Annotated in this window: 24 protein-coding genes; 19 read left to right on the top strand and 5 right to left on the bottom strand. The window is 73.2% G+C overall.

Annotated features, from left to right (window positions below; all coding sequences use genetic code 11):
* Positions 1-34 precede the first annotated feature (34 nt).
* From ACSU6L_RS26465 to ACSU6L_RS26480, 4 genes are all read left to right on the top strand, one after another.
* Positions 35-256 (top strand): hypothetical protein, encoded by a 222-nt coding sequence (locus ACSU6L_RS26465; protein WP_437060682.1) that lies wholly within the window; start codon positions 35-37, stop codon positions 254-256.
* Positions 253-2,496 carry a TOMM precursor leader peptide-binding protein gene (locus ACSU6L_RS26470; RefSeq protein WP_437060684.1) on the top strand — a complete coding sequence of 748 codons (2,244 nt, stop codon included), beginning with the start codon at positions 253-255 and terminating at the stop codon, positions 2,494-2,496. Before ACSU6L_RS26465 ends, ACSU6L_RS26470 begins: the two co-directional genes overlap by 4 nt.
* Before the next feature lie 182 nt (positions 2,497-2,678).
* A complete protein-coding gene (locus ACSU6L_RS26475) occupies positions 2,679-3,890 on the top strand; it encodes a sensor histidine kinase (protein WP_437060686.1) in 1,212 nt (403 codons plus the stop codon).
* A gap of 33 nt (positions 3,891-3,923) precedes the next feature.
* Entirely contained in the window at positions 3,924-4,532 is a 609-nt protein-coding gene (locus tag ACSU6L_RS26480) for a response regulator transcription factor (protein ID WP_365506377.1), read from the top strand.
* 16 nt (positions 4,533-4,548) lie between these two features.
* Here ACSU6L_RS26480 and ACSU6L_RS26485 read toward each other — a convergent pair whose 3' ends face one another.
* From ACSU6L_RS26485 to ACSU6L_RS26500, 4 genes are all read right to left on the bottom strand, one after another.
* Positions 4,549-5,784 (bottom strand): acyltransferase domain-containing protein, encoded by a 1,236-nt coding sequence (locus ACSU6L_RS26485; RefSeq protein WP_437060688.1) that lies wholly within the window; start codon positions 5,782-5,784, stop codon positions 4,549-4,551.
* Between the two features lie 53 nt (positions 5,785-5,837).
* Positions 5,838-7,586 (bottom strand): fatty acyl-AMP ligase, encoded by a 1,749-nt coding sequence (locus ACSU6L_RS26490; RefSeq protein ID WP_437060690.1) that lies wholly within the window; start codon positions 7,584-7,586, stop codon positions 5,838-5,840.
* A 133-nt stretch (positions 7,587-7,719) separates the two neighbouring features.
* The gene (locus ACSU6L_RS26495) at positions 7,720-7,935 is read right to left on the bottom strand and encodes an acyl-CoA carboxylase subunit epsilon (RefSeq protein ID WP_073938870.1); all 216 of its coding nucleotides are present in this window, start codon (positions 7,933-7,935) and stop codon (positions 7,720-7,722) included.
* Between the two features lie 153 nt (positions 7,936-8,088).
* Positions 8,089-8,709 carry an antibiotic biosynthesis monooxygenase gene (locus ACSU6L_RS26500; RefSeq protein ID WP_437060692.1) on the bottom strand — a complete coding sequence of 207 codons (621 nt, stop codon included), beginning with the start codon at positions 8,707-8,709 and terminating at the stop codon, positions 8,089-8,091.
* A gap of 172 nt (positions 8,710-8,881) precedes the next feature.
* Between ACSU6L_RS26500 and ACSU6L_RS26505 the strand changes: the two genes are divergently transcribed.
* The 9 genes from ACSU6L_RS26505 (at position 8,882) to ACSU6L_RS26545 (ending at position 15,437) form a co-directional block, all read left to right on the top strand.
* Positions 8,882-9,121 (top strand): hypothetical protein, encoded by a 240-nt coding sequence (locus tag ACSU6L_RS26505; protein WP_143204203.1) that lies wholly within the window; start codon positions 8,882-8,884, stop codon positions 9,119-9,121.
* A 55-nt stretch (positions 9,122-9,176) separates the two neighbouring features.
* Positions 9,177-10,886: an acyl-CoA dehydrogenase family protein gene (locus tag ACSU6L_RS26510; RefSeq protein WP_437060695.1), complete on the top strand. Its 1,710-nt coding sequence runs from the start codon at positions 9,177-9,179 to the stop codon at positions 10,884-10,886.
* 130 nt (positions 10,887-11,016) lie between these two features.
* Positions 11,017-11,817, top strand: coding sequence for a 4'-phosphopantetheinyl transferase family protein (locus ACSU6L_RS26515; protein ID WP_437060697.1), 801 nt, complete (start codon positions 11,017-11,019; stop codon positions 11,815-11,817).
* 89 nt (positions 11,818-11,906) lie between these two features.
* Positions 11,907-12,707, top strand: a complete 801-nt coding sequence (locus tag ACSU6L_RS26520) for a thioesterase II family protein (protein WP_437060699.1) — start codon at positions 11,907-11,909, stop codon at positions 12,705-12,707.
* Positions 12,708-12,725: 18 nt separating this feature from the next.
* On the top strand, positions 12,726-13,562 hold the full coding sequence (locus ACSU6L_RS26525; protein WP_073938874.1) for an AfsR/SARP family transcriptional regulator: 837 nt from the start codon (positions 12,726-12,728) through the stop codon (positions 13,560-13,562).
* 36 nt (positions 13,563-13,598) lie between these two features.
* Complete coding sequence (locus ACSU6L_RS26530; protein WP_437065070.1) at positions 13,599-13,859, top strand: acyl carrier protein; 261 nt, start codon at positions 13,599-13,601, stop codon at positions 13,857-13,859.
* Positions 13,856-14,599 carry an SDR family NAD(P)-dependent oxidoreductase gene (locus tag ACSU6L_RS26535; RefSeq protein WP_437060701.1) on the top strand — a complete coding sequence of 248 codons (744 nt, stop codon included), beginning with the start codon at positions 13,856-13,858 and terminating at the stop codon, positions 14,597-14,599. Before ACSU6L_RS26530 ends, ACSU6L_RS26535 begins: the two co-directional genes overlap by 4 nt.
* Positions 14,599-14,988, top strand: a complete 390-nt coding sequence (locus ACSU6L_RS26540) for a SchA/CurD-like domain-containing protein (protein ID WP_073938876.1) — start codon at positions 14,599-14,601, stop codon at positions 14,986-14,988. The genes ACSU6L_RS26535 and ACSU6L_RS26540 overlap by 1 nt, the downstream gene beginning before the upstream one ends.
* Positions 14,985-15,437: a DUF1772 domain-containing protein gene (locus ACSU6L_RS26545; protein ID WP_437060703.1), complete on the top strand. Its 453-nt coding sequence runs from the start codon at positions 14,985-14,987 to the stop codon at positions 15,435-15,437. The genes ACSU6L_RS26540 and ACSU6L_RS26545 overlap by 4 nt, the downstream gene beginning before the upstream one ends.
* 200 nt (positions 15,438-15,637) lie before the next feature.
* Here the strand turns inward: ACSU6L_RS26545 and ACSU6L_RS26550 are convergent, their stop codons facing one another.
* Positions 15,638-16,018 carry a SchA/CurD-like domain-containing protein gene (locus ACSU6L_RS26550; protein ID WP_437060704.1) on the bottom strand — a complete coding sequence of 127 codons (381 nt, stop codon included), beginning with the start codon at positions 16,016-16,018 and terminating at the stop codon, positions 15,638-15,640.
* Positions 16,019-16,185: 167 nt separating this feature from the next.
* Here ACSU6L_RS26550 and ACSU6L_RS26555 point away from each other — a divergent pair, with 167 nt between their 5' ends.
* The 6 genes from ACSU6L_RS26555 to ACSU6L_RS26580 are packed head-to-tail and all read left to right on the top strand — an operon-like array spanning position 16,186 to position 20,437.
* Complete coding sequence (locus tag ACSU6L_RS26555) at positions 16,186-16,521, top strand: TcmI family type II polyketide cyclase (protein ID WP_073938879.1); 336 nt, start codon at positions 16,186-16,188, stop codon at positions 16,519-16,521.
* Positions 16,518-16,955, top strand: a complete 438-nt coding sequence (locus ACSU6L_RS26560) for a cupin domain-containing protein (RefSeq protein ID WP_437060707.1) — start codon at positions 16,518-16,520, stop codon at positions 16,953-16,955. The genes ACSU6L_RS26555 and ACSU6L_RS26560 overlap by 4 nt, the downstream gene beginning before the upstream one ends.
* Positions 16,952-18,238, top strand: coding sequence for a beta-ketoacyl-[acyl-carrier-protein] synthase family protein (locus tag ACSU6L_RS26565; RefSeq protein ID WP_437060709.1), 1,287 nt, complete (start codon positions 16,952-16,954; stop codon positions 18,236-18,238). The genes ACSU6L_RS26560 and ACSU6L_RS26565 overlap by 4 nt, the downstream gene beginning before the upstream one ends.
* Before the next feature lie 2 nt (positions 18,239-18,240).
* Positions 18,241-19,461: a ketosynthase chain-length factor gene (locus ACSU6L_RS26570; RefSeq protein WP_437060711.1), complete on the top strand. Its 1,221-nt coding sequence runs from the start codon at positions 18,241-18,243 to the stop codon at positions 19,459-19,461.
* 46 nt (positions 19,462-19,507) lie between these two features.
* Entirely contained in the window at positions 19,508-19,972 is a 465-nt protein-coding gene (locus ACSU6L_RS26575; protein WP_073938883.1) for an SRPBCC family protein, read from the top strand.
* Positions 19,973-19,981: 9 nt separating this feature from the next.
* Positions 19,982-20,437: a DUF1772 domain-containing protein gene (locus ACSU6L_RS26580; RefSeq protein ID WP_437060713.1), complete on the top strand. Its 456-nt coding sequence runs from the start codon at positions 19,982-19,984 to the stop codon at positions 20,435-20,437.
* Positions 20,438-20,493 lie beyond the last annotated feature (56 nt).

The raw sequence follows: 20,493 nt of genomic DNA on the forward strand, positions 1-20,493 counted from the left end.
TCGTGATCGGCTTGTTCATCTCTTGGGGGTAGGTATGAACGTCACCGAAGAAGACCTTCGCTTCGCGGAACTCGCGGCGCGGACCGGGCTGGAGACCCGGACGGGCGGGCGGCTGGACGCGGACCTCGACGCGCTGCTCGCGCAGTTCGAGCCGGCCGGCGGGGAGTCCGTCAGGGTGGAGAACCTGACCGCCGCCGATGTGACGGAGGCCGGATGGTGCATCTTCGCCGGCGACCTCACCCAGGCGGGTGCGTGACCGGAGGACACGTTCCGGCCGACGGCCCGTTCGTGGCGCTCAAGCGCCATGTGCGGGCCGTGTCGGTCCCGGGGGAGGCCGTGTTCATGTGGTCCGACAAGGACCTGACAGCCGTGCGGGGAGCGGGCGCCGAGGCTCTGGTGTCGCTGCTCGACGGCAGCCGTACCCTGTCCGAGCTGCTCCGGGACGCCGCGACGGCGATGCCCGCCGCCGAGGCGGGTCTGGTGGTGCGCCGCCTGGCCCAGGCCAACCTGGTGGGTTACCGCCATGGCGTCCCGGGTCCGAAGGGCGAGAGCGAGCCGGCCGAGGCGTACTGGGACCGGGCCGGTCTGGACGGATCCGTCGCCGAGGGCACGGTGCGCGGTACGCCGGTGGCGCTGATCGGTGTCGGAGACGTGGACGGCGAGGCGGCCCGGGCCGCGTGCCGCGCCTCCGGGATCACCGCGGTCGCGGCGGACGCCGACGCGCCCTTCGCCCTCGTGCTGTGCGACGACTACCTGTCGCCCGAACTGGCCGTCGTCGCGGCCCGGTTGCGGGCCGCGGGCCGGCCGTGGCTGCTGGCCAGGCCGTTCGCGGCCGAGCCGTGGACCGGGCCGGTCTTCGAGCCGGGCTCGGACGCCGCGTGCTGGTCCTGCCTGGCGCACCGGCTGCGGGAGCACCGCCGCGGCGAACTGTCGTTGCGGCAGGCCGCCGTCCTCGGCGGTCCCGCGCCCGCCCCGGCGCCCTCGCTGGCCGCCGTCCGGGCCATGGGCGTGCACGGGGCCGTGCTGGAGACGGCCAAGTGGCTGGCCGGGCTGCGGTGTCCGGAACAGCGCGCGGTCTGTGTGCTGGACAGCCTCACCCTGCACACCACGCACCACCCGGTGCGACGGCGGCCGCAGTGCCCGTCGTGCGGGGACCCCTCGCTGGTCGCCGAGCGGACACGGCGGCCGGTGGTGCCGGTCTCCCGGCGCAAGGCCGGCGGTTCCGGCAGCAACGACCGGGCGCTGTCCGCCGCGCAGATGCTCGACCGCTACGGCCACCTCGTCGGACCGGTCACCGGCATCGTGCCGGACGTACGCCCCATGGCGGGGCTGCCCGAGGGCCTGCACGCCTACGACTCCGGGCACAATCTCGCGCTGAGCGGGCATTCGGCGGCCGGGGTGCAGAAGGTGCTGCGGGCGCGCAGCTCGGGCAAGGGGGCGACGGCGACCGAGGCGCGGGCCAGTGCCCTGGGCGAGGCGGTGGAACGTTACTGCGCCGCGCGTCAGGGCGACGAGCTGACGATCACCGACTCGCTGAGCGGCCTCGGCGAGGCGGCCGTCCACCCGAACACCTACCAGCTGTACCACGAGCGGCAGTACGCCGAGCGCGGCCGGTGGAACGCCTCCCACACGGCGTTCCACCAGGTGAGCGCGCCCTTCGACGCCGAAGCGGCCACCGAGTGGACGCCGGTGTGGTCCCTCACCGGCCACACCCACCGGCTGCTGCCCACCTCCACGCTGTACTTCCATTCGGCGCCGGGCGGCGCCGCGGACGGGCTGTGGGCCGACTCCAACGGCAACGCGGCCGGCACCAGCCTGGAGGACGCCGTCGTACAGGGCTTCCTCGAACTCGTCGAGCGGGACGCGGTGGCCCTGTGGTGGTACAACCGCCTCCGGCGGCCGGGCGTCGACCTCGACGCCTTCGACGAGCCCTGGCTCGCCGGCCTGCGGGACGCCCTCGCCCGGGCCGGCCGCCGGGTCTGGGCGCTCGACCTCACCTCGGACCTCGGCATCCCCGTCGTCGTGGCGGCCTCACGCGGCGCGGACGGCGGCGCCGGACAGACCGTGTACGGCTTCGGGGCGCACCTCGATCCGCGGCTGGCACTGCGCCGGGCGCTGACCGAGATGGTCCAGATGCTGCCCGCCGTGGCCGCGGGGTCCACGCCGTGCGCTCAGGACCTGCCGTATCTGCTGCCCGACCCCGGGCAGGCGGAGCGCACGCCCGGCTCGTGGCGCCGGCCCCACCGCCACGACGACCTGCTCGCCGACATCGAGGACATCCGCTCCCTGGTGACGGCGCACGGCATGGAACTCCTGGTGCTGGACCAGACCCGCCCGGACGTGGGGATCCCGGCGGTGAAGGTGCTGGTGCCCGGCCTGCGGCCGTTCTACGCCCGATTCGCGCCGGGGCGGCTGTACGAGGTGCCGGTGACCATGGGGCTTCTCGACCGTCCCACCTGCTACGACGCGCTCAACCCCCTGCCGTTGATGTTGTAGACCCCGTGAAGGTGCTGTACAGGTCCCGAACCCGGCATGTGTCGGCTTATAGTTCGGTCACGCAAACTCCCCAATTCCACGCGAGGAGTCGACACATGGCGGGCCGTTTCCGGATATCGGACAACGACCTCATTCGCGGCAACGGCTTAGCGGAGGGTATGCGTCCGGACGCCGGGAGGGGCGTGCCCCACAGGGATCTGCTGGCACCCCGTCTCGCACACGGTGTCAGCGCGGCGGTCTTCTCCGGCTACGGCCTCGTCACCCTGTTCAACGTGCACGAGGTCGTGACCGGGACCTTCGGCCTGGTCGTCTGCTGGGTCGCGGTGATCCTGCTCTACGTCATCCAGTTGCTGCTCACCTCGCGCGGGGCGCGCAGATGGTCCACCCGCCGCAAGGCGCTCACGCTCGCCGCGCAGACGTCCCTCATCTTCGGACCCATGGTGTGGCTGGGGGTGATCTGGGGAAGCATGGCGGGACCGCTCGCCGGATCGATTCTCCTCCTCTTCCCCGGCCGCATCGCATGGCTCTGCTACAGCGCCATGCCGCTGGTGATCCTCGGCTGGTCGCTCGCCGAGGGGCTGTCCGCCCGGGACACCGGCTACTACACCATCTCCACCGCCCTGACCGGACTCGTCATCTACGGCCTGACCCGGCTCACCGAGCTCGTCCGCGAAGTCCACGAGACCCGCGCCGAGATGGCCAGGATGGCCGTCACCCAGGAACGCCTGCGGTTCGCCCGCGACCTGCACGACCTGCTCGGCTACAGCCTCTCCGCGATCACGCTCAAGAGCGAGCTGATCCACCGCCTGGTCCCGGTCAACCCCGAGCGGGCCCGCGACGAGGTCGCCTCCGTGCTCGGGGTCGCCCGCCAGGCGCTCGCCGACGTACGGCTCGTGGCCAGCGGCTACCGGGACATGTCGCTGGAGGCGGAAGCCGAGTCGGTGGCCGAGGTGATGGCGGCGGCCGACGTCGACGTCCGCCTGGACATCCGGTGCGGCAGACTCCACCCGCTCGTGGACACCGTGCTCGCGACCGCGCTGCGCGAGGGCGTCACGAACATCCTCCGGCACAGCAAGGTGCAGTCCTGCACCATCGAGGTGCAGACGGTGGGGGAGACGGTGCGGCTGGACCTCGTCAACGACGGTGTCACGACGGGGAACCGGGCCGCCTCGCCGGACCGGGGCAGCGGGCTCGGCAACCTGCACACCCGGCTCGCCGCGATCGGCGGCGAGCTGACCGCGGGCGTCGTCCCGGGCGACCGGTTCCGGCTGACGGCGGTGGCCCCGGCCACCCCGCCCAAGAAAGACGCCGCGGAGCTCGTGCCGCCGCGGGGGCAACCGGTTGCCGAGTCGGCGGCGACCTGGACCGGGCAGGCGGACAGACGCGCCGTCTGAGCGGCCACGTACACAACGGGGGAATGAATGCTCTTGGTGAAGATCCTGCTTGCCGAGGACGTGCACATGGTCCGGGGCGCGCTGGTCGCCCTGCTGGAGCTGGAACCGGATCTGCAGGTCGTCGCCTCGGTGGACCGCGGCGACCTGATCGTGCCGTCGGCACTGGAGACCCGCCCCGACGTCGCCGTCATCGACATCGACCTGCCCGGCACCGACGGCCTCACCGCCGCCACCGAACTTCACGACCGGGTGCCCGGCTGCCGCACCCTCATCCTCACCAGCCTCGGCCGGCCCGGGACCCTGCGCCGGGCGATGGCCGCGCGGGTCTCCGGCTTCCTGCTCAAGGACTCGCCCCCGTCCCGGCTGGCCCAGGCGGTGCGGTCGGTCGCCGTCGGCCAGCGGGTCATCGACCCCGAACTCGCGCTCAGCGCCTGGGAGGCGCCGGACAACCCGCTCTCCCCGCGGGAGACCCAGGTGCTGCGGCTGGCGGCGCGCGGCGCCGACGCGGCGGAGATCGCGGACCATCTCTTCCTCACCCAGGGCACGGTACGGAACTACCTCACGGCCATCGTGGACAAGCTGAACGCCCGCAACCGGATCGACGCGATCCGGATCGCGGAGGAAGCCGGCTGGATCCCGTAGGCGTCCCCCGCGAGCGTCAGATCTCCGCCAGGGGACCCGCGTTCAGCTTCGACAGGACGCCCGCCAGGTCCACCGCGTTGGTCTCCGGACTGCGGCACACGGCCAGGCACACGGGGCCGCGGGCGCCGGACATCCGCCGCAGGAAGGGCGTGAGCACCGCCTTCGGGCCGATCTCCACGACATGACTGGGCGCCTGCTGGGCCAGCATCTGGCGGGCGGCGTCGGCGAACCGCACCGGTGCGGTGATCTGCGCGGTCCAGTAGTCGCCGGCCAGCGGTTCGGCGTACCGCCGCCCGTACACCGTGGAGTAGTACGGCAGCTGGGGCGCCCCGCCCGTCAGATGGCGGGCCGCGGCCTCGAAGCGGGGCGTCACCGGTTCCATCAGGGGCGAGTGGAAGGCATGTGTCACCTGCAGGTAGGTGCTGGCGATCCCCACCGCCGCCAGCCGCTCCCGCACCCGCTCCAGGCCGTCGACCGCGCCGGACAGCACGGTGGCGCGGGCCGCGTTGAACGCGCCGATGGACACCTCCGGCTCCGCCGCCGCCGCGTCCGCCGCCTCGAACGGGCTGGCGCAGGTCGCCATCATCCCGCCGCCGGACGGCAGGTACTGCATGTAGGAGCCGCGGTAGCACACCAGCCGGGCGGCGTCCTCCAGGGACAGCGCCCCGGCGACCACCGCCGCCGTGACCTCGCCGGTGCCGTGCCCCAGCACGGCCACCGGGCGCACCCCCTCCTCCTCCAGCAGCGTCATCGCCAGGGCGTATCCCACGGCGAACAGCGCCGGCTGGGTCAGCGCCGTCTGGTGCACCCGGGGATCGCCGTCGAGGATCAGCTCGCGGACCGACCGGCCGAGATACGGGCCGATCGCCTCGTCGGCCTCGGCGAGATGGCGCCGGTACCCGGACAGGGCCTCGTGCAGGCCCGCGGTCATCCGGGGGTGCTGACAGCCCTGCCCGGTGAACACGAACACCGCCCGCACCCGGTCGGGGTGCCGCCCCATGCCGTGCCGCATCGCCAGATAGCGGGCGAGGTCGCGGACGGTCGGGTGGGCCCAGATGTCCGCCGGGTCGAGCAGCGGACCGAACTCCGTCTCGATGTCCCCGAACAGGCCGAGCAGGGCGACCGAGTCGAGCCCCCACTCGGACAGCTCCTCGTCCTGGTGGACCTCTCGTCGTGCGTACTCGCCGATCCGCTCGGCGAGCCAGGCGGCGAAGACCCCCTCGTCGGGGTCGCCCGGTGCCGCTGCGCTCACGTCCTGCCTCCTTCCTTCCGTTCCCCGTCGCTGTCCGTCTGTCCGTCTGTGCGTCAGCTCCGCGTCCGGCGGCGCGGGCCCGCCGGTGCCACGAGGTCGTCGTCGAGGTACTGGTACACGGGCCGCAGCCCGCCGTTCAGGAACAGCCGGCGCATCGCGGCGCGCTCCACCTTCCCGCTGGTGGTGCGCCGCACGGTGCCGGGCCGTACCAGCAGTACCCCGGCCACGGCCACCTCGAACTCCTCGGTGAGGCAGCGCCGTACGTTCTTGGCCAGCTCCTCCAGATCGAGGGTGTACCGCTGGTGGGTGCGCAACTCCTGGACCACGACCACGCGTTCGCGCTCGCCGGGCACCGAGAAGGCGCTGCCCGTGCCGAACAGGGTGCTGACGCGCTGCACCGTGCGCTCCAGGTCCTGCGGGTACAGGTTGCGCCCCGCGATCACGATCACGTCCTTCAGCCGGCCGGTGACATACAGCCGCCCGTCGTCCAGGACGCCCAGGTCGCCGGTGCGCAGCAGACCCGTCGCGCCGTCGGCCGTGACGGCGCCGAAACGTTCCGTCGTCGCCGACCGGTCACGCCAGTAGCCGTCCGCGACGCCCGGACCGCTCACCCAGATCTCGCCGACCTCCCCGTCCGGCAGCACCTCCCGGGACTCCGGGTCGACGACCAGCACCCGGCCGGCCGCGCCCGCCGCCGTGCCGCAGGACACCAGGGTGTGCGTGGGCCGGCCCGGCTGGGGCTCGCTCAGCCGGCCCTTCTCCAGGGCATCCGCGTCGACCGTGCGCTCACCGGCCCCGGCGGGACCGCCGGAGACCAGCAGCGTCGCCTCGGCCAGGCCGTACGCCGCGTGCATCGCCTCCGGGCGCAGACCGGCGCCCGCGAACCGCTCGACGAAGGCCCGCCGGGTCTCGGCGCGCACCGGCTCCCCGCCGGACACCGCCACCCGCCAGCCCGACAGGTCCAGCCCCGCCAGCTGCTCGTCGGTGACCCGCCGCACGCACAGGTCGTACGCGAAGTCGGGGGCGCCGCTCACCTCGATGCCGTACCGCCCGATCGCCTCCAGCCAGCGCGCCGGGCGGCGGACGAACGCCTCCGGCGACAGCACCGCGGCGGTCGCGCCGAGCCACAGCGGATGCAGCAGCTGCCCGACCAGCCCCATGTCGTGGTGGAAGGGCAGCCAGCCGCCGATCCGGGACCCGGGGCCCGCCCCGAGCAGCCCGGCCAGCGCCTCCTGGTTGGCGAGCAGGTTGCCGTGGGTGACCACCACGCCGTGCGGGCAGCCGGTGGAACCCGAGGTGAACTGCAGATACGCCGGCGTGTCCCGGTCCAGCCGGGGCAGCCGCCACTCGGTGGACGCGTGCGCCGCGTCGGCGGCGAGGCACGGTATGGAGCCGTGGCCGTGCCGGGCCAGCAGCCGGGAGATGTCCGGGGCCAGCGCGGCGTCGGTGAGGGCGGCGCGGGGGGACGCCTGCCGGACGATCCCCGCGACCCGCTCCTCGTGGTGGCTGCGGCCGCCGTACGGGGGGACCGGGACGGCGACCGCGCCCGCGTACAGACACGCCAGGAACGACACGGCGAACTGGCGCCGGGAGGCGTGCAGCAGCAGCACCGGCTCCCCGGCGACACCGTCGGCCTGGAGCCGGCCGGCCAGGCGGCGGGCCGAGGCGTCGAGCGTGCGGTAGGAGACCGTCGCGGGGCGGCCGCGGTCGTCGCTGTCCGGCAGCAGAAGCAGAGCGGCGCGCTCCGGCGCCTCCTCCGCTCTCGCGAGCATCAGTTCTGTGAACGTCCGGTAGTCGCTCATGTGGGACCCCCTGCGTGTCGTACGGGCGCGGGCGCCTCCCCGTCGTCGGCGCCTGTTTCCACCCGGTGCCAGACGGTATGTGTGCCTTCTCGAAGGGCACTCGACCGCTGCTGGGATGCCCGGCGCCGGTACCTCAGCGGGGCGCCGCCCAGCCGACCCGCGGCCGGGACCGCCGCGGCCGGCCCCAGGGGGCCCGGGGCGCCGTGTCATCCGCCCCGTCCGTCTCCTCCGCGTCCGCCAGTGCCCGCAGCCTGGCCAGGAGCACGGCCGTCACAGCGGCCAGTTCGACATGGTCCGGCCGCCCGCGCACGACGACGAAGGCGGGCTGTGCTTCGGTGGGCTCGTCCATGGGGGGATGGTGCTCGCCGGCGCTCGAGAAGTACTCGGGGGTGGGCCGGGGCGCTCGGGGTGCTCGGGGTGCTGTGAGGCGCGGGGTGCCGAGGGCGCGGCGCAGGGCGTGCGAGGGCCGGGCGAGGTGAGGTGAGGTGGCGGACGCGGGGCGTCAGGGGGTCGCGAGGGGGCGGGCCGGTTCCTCGGTGCAGCGGGCGGTCGCCGCCAGTTTGCCGAGTCTGTCCTGGTAGGCGGCGCTCGCGCGGGCCCGCTCGCAGGCCGCGGCGTCCCGCCACCACAACAGCCCGGTGTAGACGTACGGGTCGGCCACCGAGCGCAGCAGATCGCTGCCGCCGAAGCCCTCGTCGGCCACGCACTGCCCGACCAGGGAACCGAAGTCCAGCTCGAACCGCTCGGGTTCGCCCGTCACCACGGCCCGCACCAGGACCAGCCGGGCGGCGTCCGCCGGAGCGCAGTCCAGAGTGATGCGCCCGACGCTGACCAGGAGTTCCGCCTCCGCGCGCAGTGTGGCCGCGAGCCCTCGCGGGCCGGCCGGCGCCGCCGGGTCCTGGTGCACCACCCGTAACAGGCGGTCCAGGCCGGTCCACCGGTCGAGGTGCACGTATCCGCCGGGACGTTCGGTGAGAGCGGCGGTCACCCGGCTGACGAACCCCTTCCGGGACTCCCGGTACACGGCGTATTCGAGGAGTTCGCGCTCGAACACGGTGGGGGCCGACGTGGTCGTGAAGCGTTCGACCACGGTCAGCTCTGTGTTGCCATCGCGCTGGGACACCGACCGGCCCCCTCCTCGTCCCGGCATGCATGCCTGACGTTCATCCGACCACACACCGCTCGAGTCCCACTCGAATACGGTCCCGGGCCCGCCCGCGCGAGAGTTCCTCGAGGAACCACCGAGCAGCCGCGGCGATCGTGGCCTTTCCCGATATCAGAAGGGACGGCACGACATGCCCGCAACCGCACACAGCGGCGGCAGCGTCGCCCGAGTCGCACTCGAGCGCCTGCTGCGGCCGATATGGAACTCACTGGTGGCCTACGGGTCCCTCTGGCTGCCCGGCGACCAGACCCCGTTCTGGCAGCAGTACCGCTACGACAGCCCGCTGGACCCCATGCTGTTGAACCCGGCGTTCACACCCGGCCCAAGCGACATGACGGAGTCTGGCCGGACGACCTTGAGCGCGTCTTGAGCCGTGCCGGTCGAGCAGCGGCCCGTGAGGTTCCGGACGAGGACGGAGGGATGCCATGACAACGGCGGTGAACACGGTGGACTCCTCGGAAGCCGCCGTACAGGAACGCATCGCCCGGCTCGAGCACGACTTCGGAGACCTCGACGACCCGGGCAACCCGCTCGGCGCCCAGCAGTTCCTCGCCGCCGACGAACACCGGCGGCTGCTGCCGGCCGCCGAGCGGCTGCTCGACGCCTTCGGGCTGAACGCCGAGTTCGTGCCCAGGGAACTGGGCGGCCGGCTCGACCGGCTGGACGCGCTGGCCCGGGTGCTGCGCGCGGTCTTCCGACGCGACGCGGCACTCGGCCTGGGCTACGGCCTGACCTCGTACCTGGCCGCGGTCGTCGTCTGGGCGGGCGGCACCGCGCGCCAGCGCCGGGACACCGCCGAACTGCTGCTCGACGACGGCCGGATGGCCTGCGCCTACCCCGAGCCGCCGCAGGGCAACGACTTCCTGCGCAACCGGCTCACCGCGGAGCCGGACGGCGCCGGCGGCTACCGCGTCAGCGGACGGAAGGAGGCCCTCAACAACACCGCCCACGCGCGGGCCCTGGTGATGTTCGCGCACACGCCGGACGGCCTGAGCGCCTTCCTGTCACCGGGACCCGCGCACCCCGCGGGCCGGGACCTGGAGCTGCTGCCCCGCCGCCCCACCGTCGGGGTGCGCGGGTGCGCCATCCAGGGACTCGCCCTCGACGGACACCGGCTGGACGCCGGGGCGCTGATCGGAGCGTCGGGTGGCGGGGCGCGGCTGGCCGAACTGGTCTTCCCGCTCACCCGCAGCGCGGGCCTGTCGATGGCGCTGGGCTGCGCCGACACCGCCCTGCGCACCACGACCGCGTTCGCCCGCTCGCACCGTTCCCGCAGCCGGGCCTCGCTCCACTCCGCGCGCACCCGCACCGCGCTGGTCGACGCCTTCGCCGACCTGCTGGTGTGCGACTGCCTGTCGCTCGTCGCGACCCGGGCGCCGCATCTGCTGCCCCGGGAGAGCCGCACCCTGGGCGCCGTGGCGAAGTACCTGCTGCCGACGATCCTCAACGAGACGATGGACGACCTGTCGATCGTGCTCGGCGCGGAGGCCTACGCGGCGAGCGGCAGTTACGGGATCTTCCAGAAGACCGCCCGCGACCTGCCGATGATCGGCCTGGGCAGCGCGGGCGCCTCGGCCAGCCGGGCCGTGATCATCGCCCAGCTGCTGCGGCTGCCGACCCTCGCCCCGCCGGGCGGGACCGAGGAGTTCGCCGGACTGTTCCGGCCGTTCGACGCGGCGCTGCCGCCGTGCCGGCCGGAGGAGAACGCGCTCGCTCCCGAACGGGACTCGCTGCTCGGGTCGCTGGAGGAGTCGGCGCGGCATGCCGCCGGGCCGCTCGAGGAGGCGGCAGCGGTCCTCGTGAGGCATGCGCGGGCGCTGTCCGACGCCTGCGAGGAACTCGCCGCGCGACCTGCCGGACGTCCGGTCAGCCCGCGTGCCTACGCGCTGGCGGACCGGTACGCCCTGCTCGTCGCGGGGGCGGCGTGTCTCGGGGTGTGGCGGCACCGGCCGGAGCGCGGGTTCCTCGCCGATCCGGTGTGGGCGGCGATGGCGCTGACGCGGATCGCCTGCCGGCTGGACAAGTCGGTGGGGCGGGTGCCCGCGGCGGGGCTCGACCGGATGCTGGCCGAGTTGCTGCACCGGTTCGACGACGCGCGCAGCTATGACCTGTATGCGACGGCTATCGGGCGGTAGTGCGCCCACCGAGGTGCCTCGACGTGCGGTTCCGCGGCCGCGGGAGCGTGGTGGCTGGCCGCGCCCGCGCGGCGAGCCGCACGTCGATACAGCCCCGCGCCCCTTCAGGGCGCCGAAGTGGAGGTTGGACATGATGGGGCCGTTGCGGCACCTGGGGCCCGCGCACTCCTGGCAGGCCGTTCGCCGGGCGATGGCGGACGAAGGGACCTGTGTCGTGTACGCGGCCGTCGACGACTGGCTGCCCTGCGACCTGGACTCGCCGGGGCTCGTCGACGATCTCGGGCCGGATCATCTGCGGCTGGCGCGGATGCCCGCCTCGCGGAACCGGGACCGGTTCGTCGCCTCCCGGCTGCTGCTGAAGTCCGCGGCGAGTGCCGTGCTCGGGGCGCTGCCGCGGGAGCTGGAGCTGGCGTACAAGCCGGGCGGGCGGCCGTATCTGCGGGGGATCGACCAGCTGGACGTCGGGCTGAGCCACACGGAGGGGCTGCTGGTGGTGGGGCTGACCCGGTTCGGGCGGATCGGTGTGGACACCGAGCCGGCGGACCGCCGGATGCTGGAGCTGGGTACCGAGCTCAAGGCCTGCACCCCGTACGAACTGGAGGAGTTGCAGCGGGTGCCCGAGCAGCGGCGCAACCGTGAGCTGGTGCGGCTGTGGACTCTGAAGGAGGCCTACAGCAAGGCGATCGGCCAGGGGCTGCGCTTCCGCTTCACCGAGTTCGGCTTCGGCACACGGGACGCGGGGGTGCGCATGCTGCGGCCCGACGGCACGCCGGGCACCGGCGAGGAGTGGTCCTTCCACAGTTGGCTGGTGGACGACGCCTACACGGTCAGTGCCGCCGTCTACGACCCCGGGTTCGGCGACCGGCAGGAGACCGGCGCTGTGCTGCCGCTGCTGCCGGTGCTCTCGGATCCACGCTCCAGCGCAAGTTGAGCGGTGACCGAGCCCCTGCGGTGACGCTCGGATCGCGCATCTGACCGAAAAGGTGCGGCGAAACGATGCGGCGACGAAGGGGGGCCCGGGTGCATCGCTATCTGGCGGTCCGGCCGAAGCCCGGCGGGGACGGGATCCGGCTGTTCTGCTTCCACCACGCCGGCGGGGGTGCCCTGACCTTCGCCGGGTGGCAGCGGCGCGTCGGCCCGGGAGTGTCCGTCCTGCCGGTGCGGCTGCCCGGCCGGGAGACCCGGCGCGGGGAGGAACGGCTCACCGACGGCGCCCGGCTGGTCGACGAACTCCAGCGCGATCTCGGAACCCTGCTGGACGAGCCGCACGCGTTCTACGGGCACAGCCTCGGGGCGCTGGTCGCCTACCGGCTCGCCCAGCACCGGGCGCGCTCCGGACAGCGGCCGCCGGAGCTGCTGACGGTCGCCGCGTGCGCGGCACCGCAGCTCCCGGCGCCGCTGGTGAAGAACCTGCTCCGCCCCGAACTCCCCGACGAGGAGCTGATCCTGGCGCTGGGCGGCCAGGACAGCATTCCCGCCCCGCTGCGCAGCCGGGTCGGCTGGCTCGGAGCCACCCTCGCCACCCTGCGGGCCGACCTGCGTCTCGCGCAGAGCCTGCGCTCCGTGCCCGTGACCCCACTGCCGTGTCCCCTCGACGCCTTCGCGGGCGACGACGACCCGCTGGTCTCCGCGACCGAGGTGCACGCCTGGAAGCACTGCACCGCTACCCGTTTCCGGTTCCGGACCGTCCGTGGCGCGCACTTCTTCGTACGGGGCCGGGACGTGCCCCGCGCGGTGGGGGAGGCCCTGCGGTCCGAGGCGACAGGACCCGAGGCGGCGCGGCCCGGCGCGGCGCCCCACCAGGCCGGCCGACCCACGTAAACCGAAGGAGATCCGCGCATGGAAATCAGCGTGCTCGGCCCGTTCCGGGCCACCCTGACCGGGGTGCCCGTGCGTCTCACCGCCGTCAAGCCGCGCAAGGTGTTCGCGCTGCTCGCCCTCCAGGCGGGCGAGGTCGTGTCGGTGGCCTCGCTGGTGGAGGAGGTGTGGGGGGAGAGCCCCCCACGCAGCGTCCAGACCACCCTGCAGACGTACATACTCCAGATCCGCAACGCCATCGCCGCCGCGCTCGGCCAGGAAGGCGCCGGCGACGGCCTCCCGCACGGGGCCAAGAGCGTCCTGGTCACCGAGCCCGGCGGCTACCGCCTCGACATCCACGGGGGGCTGCTCGACGCCCACGAGTTCGACGCGCTGTCGTCGGCCGGGCACCGGGCCCTGGACCGGGGCGACTGGACGGACGCCTCCTCGTTCTTCGGCCGGGCGCTGTCGCTGTGGCACGGCCGGGCGCTCGCCGACGTCCAGTGCGGGCCGCTGCTGGAGGTGGAGGCCACCCGGCTCGACGAGTCGCGGATGAGCGTCCTTCAGCGCCGGATCGAGGCAGACCTGAGGCTGGGCCGCCACCATGAACTCATCGGCGAGCTCTCCGGACTCGCCGCCCGCCATCCGCTGCACGAGGCGGTGCACGAGCAGCTGATGCTCGCGCTGTACCGGGTGGGGCGCCGCAGCGACGCCCTGGCCGTCTACCGGCAGCTGCGCCGCTGCCTGAACCAGAGCCTCGGGCTCGATCCCTCACCCAGCGTTGAGCATCTGCACCGGGCGGTGCTCGACTCCTCGCCGCAGCTCGACCTGGACACCGCGGCAACCGTCGCGGGCCCGCAACTGGCGAGGGCCAACTGACCCGTCAAGGAAGCGAGAGGAAGCATCGTGAGCGACATGACCCTGTCCGAACTCGGAGAGCTGCTGCTCGAGTGCGTCGGTGCCCCGGAGGAGGGCATGGCACTGGAGGGAGAGGAGGCCCTCGACACCCCGTTCCTGGAGTTCGGCTACGACTCCCTCGCCCTGCTCCAGGTCACCAGCGTGATCAACCGCAAGTACGGCATCGTGCTGGACGACGACGCCGTCGGTGAGGCCGAGACCCCGCGGATGCTGCTGCAGATGATCAGCGTCGCGCCGCGCGCCGGGGCGGTCCGGTGACCGCTTCTGCCGTGGCACGGCGGGTGGTCGTCACCGGTGGGACCAAGGGCATCGGCCGGGCGACGGCACTCGCCTTCGCCCGGGCCGGTGCCCGGCTCGTCGTCTCCTACGGCCATGACGACGCGGCGGCGAAGTCCCTGGCCGCCGAACTGGACGAGCTGGGCGCCGACCACGAGACCGTGCGGGCCGACCTGACCACCCGGGAGGGCGCCGAGACGCTCGCCCGGGCCGTCGTCGGCCGGTTCGGCGCGGGAGGCCTCGACGTCCTGGTCAACAACCTCGGCGTCGACGGGCACAAGCCCTTCGCGGAGCTGACCGACGCCGAGTGGCACCGGGTCACGGACCACAACACCACGTCCGTCTACCTGGTCACCCACGCGCTGCTGGGCGCGCTGGCCGAGGGCGCCTCGGTGGTCAGCATCGGCGCCTCGGTGGCGCTGCGGGGCCGCCCGTTCGGCGTCCACTACAGCGCCTCCAAGGCCGCCCTGATCGGGTTCACCCGGGCGCTCGCCAAGGAGCTCGGGCCGCGCGGCATCCGGGTCAACCTGGTCGCGCCCGGCGTGACGCGGACCGAGCCGGACGGCGGACCGCCGCCGCCGGTGGCCCAGAAGCTGGCCGCGCTCACCGCACTGGGACGGCTCGGCCGGCCCGAGGACGTGACGGGCGCGGTGCTGTTCCTCGCCGGGGAGTCCGCCGCGTACGTCACCGGCACCACCATCGAAGTCGACGGAGGAATCTGATGCCTTACGCAGCCATCACCTACCGGGTCAAGCCCGGCCACGAGGACGAGGTCGCGAAGATCTTCGAGGAGTTCCAGCGGGTCGACACCCCCGACTTCGCGGGGGAGGGCGGGACGCCGGCCGGCCGGCTGCTCGGCACCGCGGTGTTCGTCAAGGACGACGTCGTCGTCCGGGTCATCCACTACGAGGGCGACTTCGCGGCCGTCGGCCGGCACATGGCCGCGCAGCAGGGCGTGCACACCGCGGAGGCCCGGCTGCAGCCGTTCCTCGCGGAGCCGCGCGACACCAGCTCGCCGGAGGCGTTCGCCGCGTACTTCCGCAACGCCACCATGCGGCGGGTCGCGCAGCTGACCGTGGACACCCACCCCGCGGGGGCCGCGGCGTCATGACCGAGGTGCTGGGCGTCGCTGCCCTGGTGGGCAGCGGCGTCACCGCCGGAGTGCTGTTCGCCGTCGCGCTGAGCGTGCTGCCCGCGCTGTTCGCGATGGAGACCGGCACCTACGTGTACGCGCACAAGCTGCTCGGCCGGAACTGGGATCCCACCATGCCGGTCATCGTGCTGAGCAGCACGCTGGCCGACGCGGTGCTCGCGGTGGTGGCCGACGGCGCCGCCCGGCCGCTGTTCGCGGCCGGCGCGGTGCTGCTGCTCGGGGTGTCCGGGGTGTCCCACCTGTGCAACGTGCCGATCAACCGCCGCGTCAAGGCCATCACCGACCCGGCGGTCATCCCGGCGGACTGGGAGGATCCCCGCCCGCTGTGGCGCCGTTACCACTACCTGCGCACGGTGCTGGCCGTGGTGGCGCTGGCGGTGAACGCGGCGGCGCTCACGGCGATGTGACCGTAGCGGCAACACACGGAGGCCGCACTTCCCGTCCCGGGGGGTGCGGCCTCGGCGTGTGTGCGGGTGGGGCTTCGTATCGTTGCGGGGTGCGGGTGGTTTGTGGCTGGTCGCGCCCACGCGGCGGAGCCGCACATCGATACAGCCCCGCGCCCCTGTCGTGCCGCCCAGGGCGGCACGGGCGGGCGCGGGCGTGTCCGTTACGCCGGGGACGGGACGTCCCTCGCCGAGATCTGCGCCACCGTGGTCAGCAGGCTGCGCTTGAACGTCGCCACGAAGCCCTCCACCGTGTCGGTGTTCCGCGGCTTGGTCAGATAGGGCTTGAGCTTGCGCTCGACCTCCTGCACGCCCGGCTGCGACGCCATGTGGCGGGCGACGGCCTCCAGGTCGCCGGTGTACTCGATGACCCGGACCAGGGTGTCGTCGCGCAGGAAGACCGCGGTGGCCAGGATCGTGCCGGCCTGCTCGCCCGAGGCGTCGTCGACCCGGCTGCCGCGCACCCGCTTGAAGTTGCCGAAGATCTCGGTGAGCTCCTTCTCGTAGCCCGGCTTGATGTCGTACGTGATGGCTGCGAACGGCATGCCTGTGCCCTCTCTCCTCTTGCCCGACGGGGGACGATCCCCGCCCACCACAGCCCGGCCGGCTAGGGCCCCGCTCGAGGTCCCCTCACTGAAGGGGAGTTCGAGCCACCCTCCAGACCGCGGTGCGACCTTCCCTTCCGAACACCGACCCGAATGGGAGGGACGACGTGCACCGCACCCTGATCGTCGCCAAGCTGCGGCCGGACAAGACGGACGACATCGCGAAGATCTTCGAGGACTCCGACTCCACCGATCTGCCGCACATGATCGGCGTCAGCCGCCGCACGCTCTTCAAGTTCCACGGCCTCTACTTCCACCTGGTCGAGGCCGACGAGGACATCAACGCCAACCTCTACCGGGCCCGCAGCCACCCGCTCTACGACGACATCAACACCCGGCTCGCCCAGTGCGTGGAGCCCTACGACCCGAACTGGAAAGAGCCCAAGGACGCGATGGCCGAGCCCTTCTACATCTGGACCAAGGACGGAGGGCGGATCCAGTGACCACCGCCATCACCCGCACCGTGAAGGTGGCCGCCGACGAGGTCGAGGCCAACACCAAGCGCGGCGGCGACATCCGCGTCACCCTCAGCCCCAAGACGGTCGGCTGCGGCTCCGGCTTCGGCGGCGTCATGACCCTGGAGCCCGGCGACTGGGTGACCGAGCACTACCACCCGTACTCCGAGGAGTTCATCCACGTCATCGACGGCACGCTGGAGATGACGCTGGACGGCCGTGACGTCCTCAGCCTCGGCGCCGGCGACTCGCTGCTCGTGCCGATCGGCGTCCGCCACCGCCTCGTCAACACCGGCGAGACCACTGCCCGCTGCGCCTTCCACCTGTCGCCGCTCGCGCCGCGCCCCGAGCTGGGCCACGTCGACACCGAGCCGGCCCAGCGCCCCGAGCAGTCCAACCCCGATGTCGGCGGTGCCCGGTGACCCGACGTGCCGTCATCACCGGCATCGGCGCGGTCGTGCCGGGCGGGGTGGGCCGGGAGGCCTTCTGGCGGACGCTGTCCGAGGGCCGTACGGCCACCCGGCGCATCTCCCTGTTCGATCCGGCGGCGTTCCGCTCGCAGGTCGCCGCCGAGGTGGACTTCGACCCGGCCGCCGCCGGACTGACCCCGCGTCAGATCCGGCGGATGGACCGCGCCGCGCAGTTCGCCGTGGTCTCCGCCCGGGAGGCGGTCGCGGACAGCGGGCTCGAGCTGTCCGCCGTCGCCCCCGAGCGGGTCGGCGTCTCCCTGGGCAGCGCGGTCGGCTGCACCACCGGCCTGGAGGAGGAGTACGTCACCCTCTCCGACAGCGGCCGCAAGTGGCTCGTCGACCACGAGTACGGCGTACCGCACCTGTACGGCTACATGGTGCCGTCCACCCTGGCGGTCGAGGTCGCCTGGGAGACCGGCGCCGAGGGGCCGGTCGCGCTGATCTCCACCGGCTGCACCTCGGGCCTGGACTCCGTCGGGCACGCGGTGCAGCTCATCGAGGAGGGCTCCGCCGACGTCGTGATCGCCGGCGCCACGGACGCGCCCATCTCGCCCATCACGTCCGCCTGCTTCGACGCGATCAAGGCGACCACCCCGAACAACTCCGACCCGGAGCACGCCTCACGCCCCTTCGACGGCAACCGGGACGGCTTCGTGCTCGGCGAGGGCGCCGCCGTCATGGTCGTCGAGGAACGCGAGGCCGCCCTCGCCCGCGGGGCCCGCATCTACGCGGAGATCGCCGGGTTCGCCGGCCGCAGCAACGCGTACCACATGACCGGTCTGAAGCCGGACGGCCGGGAGATGGCGGAGGCCATCACCGTCGCCCTGGACCAGGCGCGGCTGGACCCGACCGCGATCGACTACATCAACGCGCACGGCTCCGGCACCAAGCAGAACGACCGCCACGAGACCGCCGCCTTCAAGCGCAGTCTCGGACAGCACGCCTACGACATCCCGGTCAGCTCCATCAAGTCGATGGTCGGGCACTCGCTCGGCGCGATCGGGTCCATCGAGGTGGCCGCCTGCGCCCTGGCGCTGGACCGCCAGGTGGTGCCGCCCACGGCCAACCTGACCACCAAGGACCCGCTCTGCGACCTGGACTACGTGCCGGTCACCGCCCGGGAGCACGCCATGGACGCGGTGCTGTCCGTCGGCAGCGGCTTCGGCGGCTTCCAGAGCGCGATGGTGCTGGCCCGGCCCGGGACCGCGGCCGCCGCCGCGGGGAGGGGGGAGTGAGAATGAGCGCATCGACCGCTCCCGTCATCACGGGACTGGGGATCTGCGCGCCCACCGGTATCGGCGTCGAGGCCCACTGGTCCTCGGTGCTGGCCGGGAAGTCGGCCATCGGACGGATCGAACGCTTCGACCCGACGCCCTACCCGGTGCGCTACGCCGGGCAGGTGCCGGGCTTCGACGCCACCGAGAACGTGCCGGGCCGGCTGATCGTGCAGACCGACCACTGGACGCATCTCGCGCTGGCCGCCGGGGAGGCCGCGCTGGCCGACTCCGGCGCCGACGTCACGGCCATCCCCGAGTACGAGATGGCCGTCGTGACCTCCTCGTCCTCCGGAGGCACGGAGTTCGGGCAGAAGGAGATGACGGCGCTCTACCAGAACGACCCCAGCTGGGTCGGCGCCTACCAGTCCATCGCCTGGTTCTACGCGGCCACCACCGGCCAGCTGTCCATCCGGCACAAGATGCGCGGCCCGTGCGGCGTGCTCGCCTGCGAGCAGGCCGGCGGACTCGACGCGATCGGCCAGGCCCGGCGGCTGGTCCGGCGCGGCTCCCGGCTGGTCGTCACCGGCGGCACCGACGCCTCGCTGTGCCCCTACGGTCTGACCGCGCAGCTCACCACCGGCCGGCTGTCCACCGTTCAGGACCCGGAGCGCGCCTACCTGCCCTTCGACGCCGAGGCCTCCGGGCACCTGCCCGGCGAGGGCGGCGCCATCCTCGTCGTGGAGAGCGCCGAGCAGGCCGCCGAGCGCGGCGCGGGCACCGGCTACGGCCGGGTGCTCGGCTACGCCGCCGGATTCGACCCGGCCCCCGGCTCGGGCCGGCCGCGCGCCCTGCGCCGCACCGCCGAACAGGCCATCGCCGACGCCGGACTCACCCCGTCCGACATCGACGTCGTCTTCGCCGACGCCTCCGGCGTCCCGGAGGACGACCGGGACGAGGCGGAGGCCATCGCCGCCGTCTTCGGCCCGAACGGCGTCCCGGTCACCGCGCCCAAGACGCTCACCGGCCGGATGTACGGCGGCGGCGCCCCGCTCGACGTGGCGACCGCGCTGCTCGCGCTGCGCGAGGGCGTCGTCCCGCACACCGCCCACATCCGCGAGGTGGCCCCCGGCCTGGACGTCGACCTGGTCACCGGCGCCCCGCGCGAGCTGCCGCTGCGGCACGCGCTGGTGCTGGCCCGCGGCCACGGCGGTTTCGCCTCGGCCCTGGTGCTGGGCCGCTGAACCGACCGACACCGCTTTTCGAAAGCCTCCGTACCGAGGAGTTGTCATGGCTGGACACACCGACAACCACATCGTGATCGACGCGCCCATGGACGTCGTCTGGGACCTGACCAACGACGTCCCCAACTGGCCCAACCTGTTCAGCGAGTACGCCTCCGCCGAGGTGCTGGAGCGGGACGGCGACACCGTCGTCTTCCGGCTCACCATGCACCCGGACGAGGACGGCAACGTCTGGAGCTGGGTCTCCAGGCGGACCGGTGACCCGGCCACCCGCACGGTGCGCGCCGAGCGCGTCGAGACCGGCCCCTTCGAGTTCATGAACATCTACTGGGAGTACACCGAGGAGCCCGGCGGCGGGGTGCGCATGCGCTGGGTCCAGGACTTCCACATGAAGCCCGAGGCGCCCGCCACCGACGACGCGATGACCGAGCACCTCAACATCAACACCAAGGTGCAGATGGCGCTCATCAAGGAGCGGGTCGAGGCCGCGGCACGCGTGCTCACCCGCTGAGGAGCCCCGGTGCTGAACCTACTCGCCCCCCTGCTCCTGCTCTGCAACGGCCTGGCCGCCGGCGTCCTCTTCGGCACCCAGCTCGGCGGCTTCCCCTATCTCGCGTCGCTGCCCACCGACCGCTATGTGCACGCCCACGCGTTCTTCGGGCAGCGCTACGACCCGGCGATGCCGATCTGCCTGCTCGCCACCGTCGTCCTCGACGCGGTGCTGGCGGTCGGCTCCGCCGGCACCGCGGCGCGCACCCTGTTCGCGGTCGCCGGGGTGCTCGCCCTGGCCACCGCCCTGATCTCGGTCACCAAGAACGCGCCGGTCAACCGGTGGATGCGGACCATCGACCCGGAGAACCTGCCGAAGGACTTCCGGGACCCGCGCCGCGAGTGGGGCGCGTGGAACCAGCGCCGCAGCGTGCTCACCATCACGGCGCTCGTCGCCAACTGCGCCGCGCTCGGCTTCCTGCTCTGACCTGCTCCGACCTGCTCCCACCTGCTCCCACCCTGTGAACGTGCTACGGAGGTATC

The sequence above is a fragment of the Streptomyces sp. enrichment culture genome, from assembly GCF_964272855.1.
GTDB lineage: Bacteria > Actinomycetota > Actinomycetes > Streptomycetales > Streptomycetaceae > Streptomyces.

Bases quoted from the DNA above. Each gene is read 5' to 3' on its own strand.
- ACSU6L_RS26575 (WP_073938883.1), top strand. From the start codon at position 19,508: ATGGCTGGACACACCGACAACCACATCGTGATCGACGCGCCCATGGAC.
- ACSU6L_RS26510 (WP_437060695.1), top strand. From the start codon at position 9,177: ATGACAACGGCGGTGAACACGGTGGACTCCTCGGAAGCCGCCGTACAG.
- ACSU6L_RS26490 (WP_437060690.1), bottom strand. From the start codon at position 7,586: ATGAGCGACTACCGGACGTTCACAGAACTGATGCTCGCGAGAGCGGAG.
- ACSU6L_RS26465 (WP_437060682.1), top strand. From the start codon at position 35: ATGAACGTCACCGAAGAAGACCTTCGCTTCGCGGAACTCGCGGCGCGG.
- ACSU6L_RS26495 (WP_073938870.1), bottom strand. From the start codon at position 7,935: ATGGACGAGCCCACCGAAGCACAGCCCGCCTTCGTCGTCGTGCGCGGG.
- ACSU6L_RS26545 (WP_437060703.1), top strand. From the start codon at position 14,985: ATGACCGAGGTGCTGGGCGTCGCTGCCCTGGTGGGCAGCGGCGTCACC.
- ACSU6L_RS26505 (WP_143204203.1), top strand. From the start codon at position 8,882: ATGCCCGCAACCGCACACAGCGGCGGCAGCGTCGCCCGAGTCGCACTC.
- ACSU6L_RS26550 (WP_437060704.1), bottom strand. From the start codon at position 16,018: ATGCCGTTCGCAGCCATCACGTACGACATCAAGCCGGGCTACGAGAAG.
- ACSU6L_RS26570 (WP_437060711.1), top strand. From the start codon at position 18,241: ATGAGCGCATCGACCGCTCCCGTCATCACGGGACTGGGGATCTGCGCG.
- ACSU6L_RS26515 (WP_437060697.1), top strand. From the start codon at position 11,017: ATGATGGGGCCGTTGCGGCACCTGGGGCCCGCGCACTCCTGGCAGGCC.
- ACSU6L_RS26525 (WP_073938874.1), top strand. From the start codon at position 12,726: ATGGAAATCAGCGTGCTCGGCCCGTTCCGGGCCACCCTGACCGGGGTG.
- ACSU6L_RS26540 (WP_073938876.1), top strand. From the start codon at position 14,599: ATGCCTTACGCAGCCATCACCTACCGGGTCAAGCCCGGCCACGAGGAC.
- ACSU6L_RS26530 (WP_437065070.1), top strand. From the start codon at position 13,599: ATGACCCTGTCCGAACTCGGAGAGCTGCTGCTCGAGTGCGTCGGTGCC.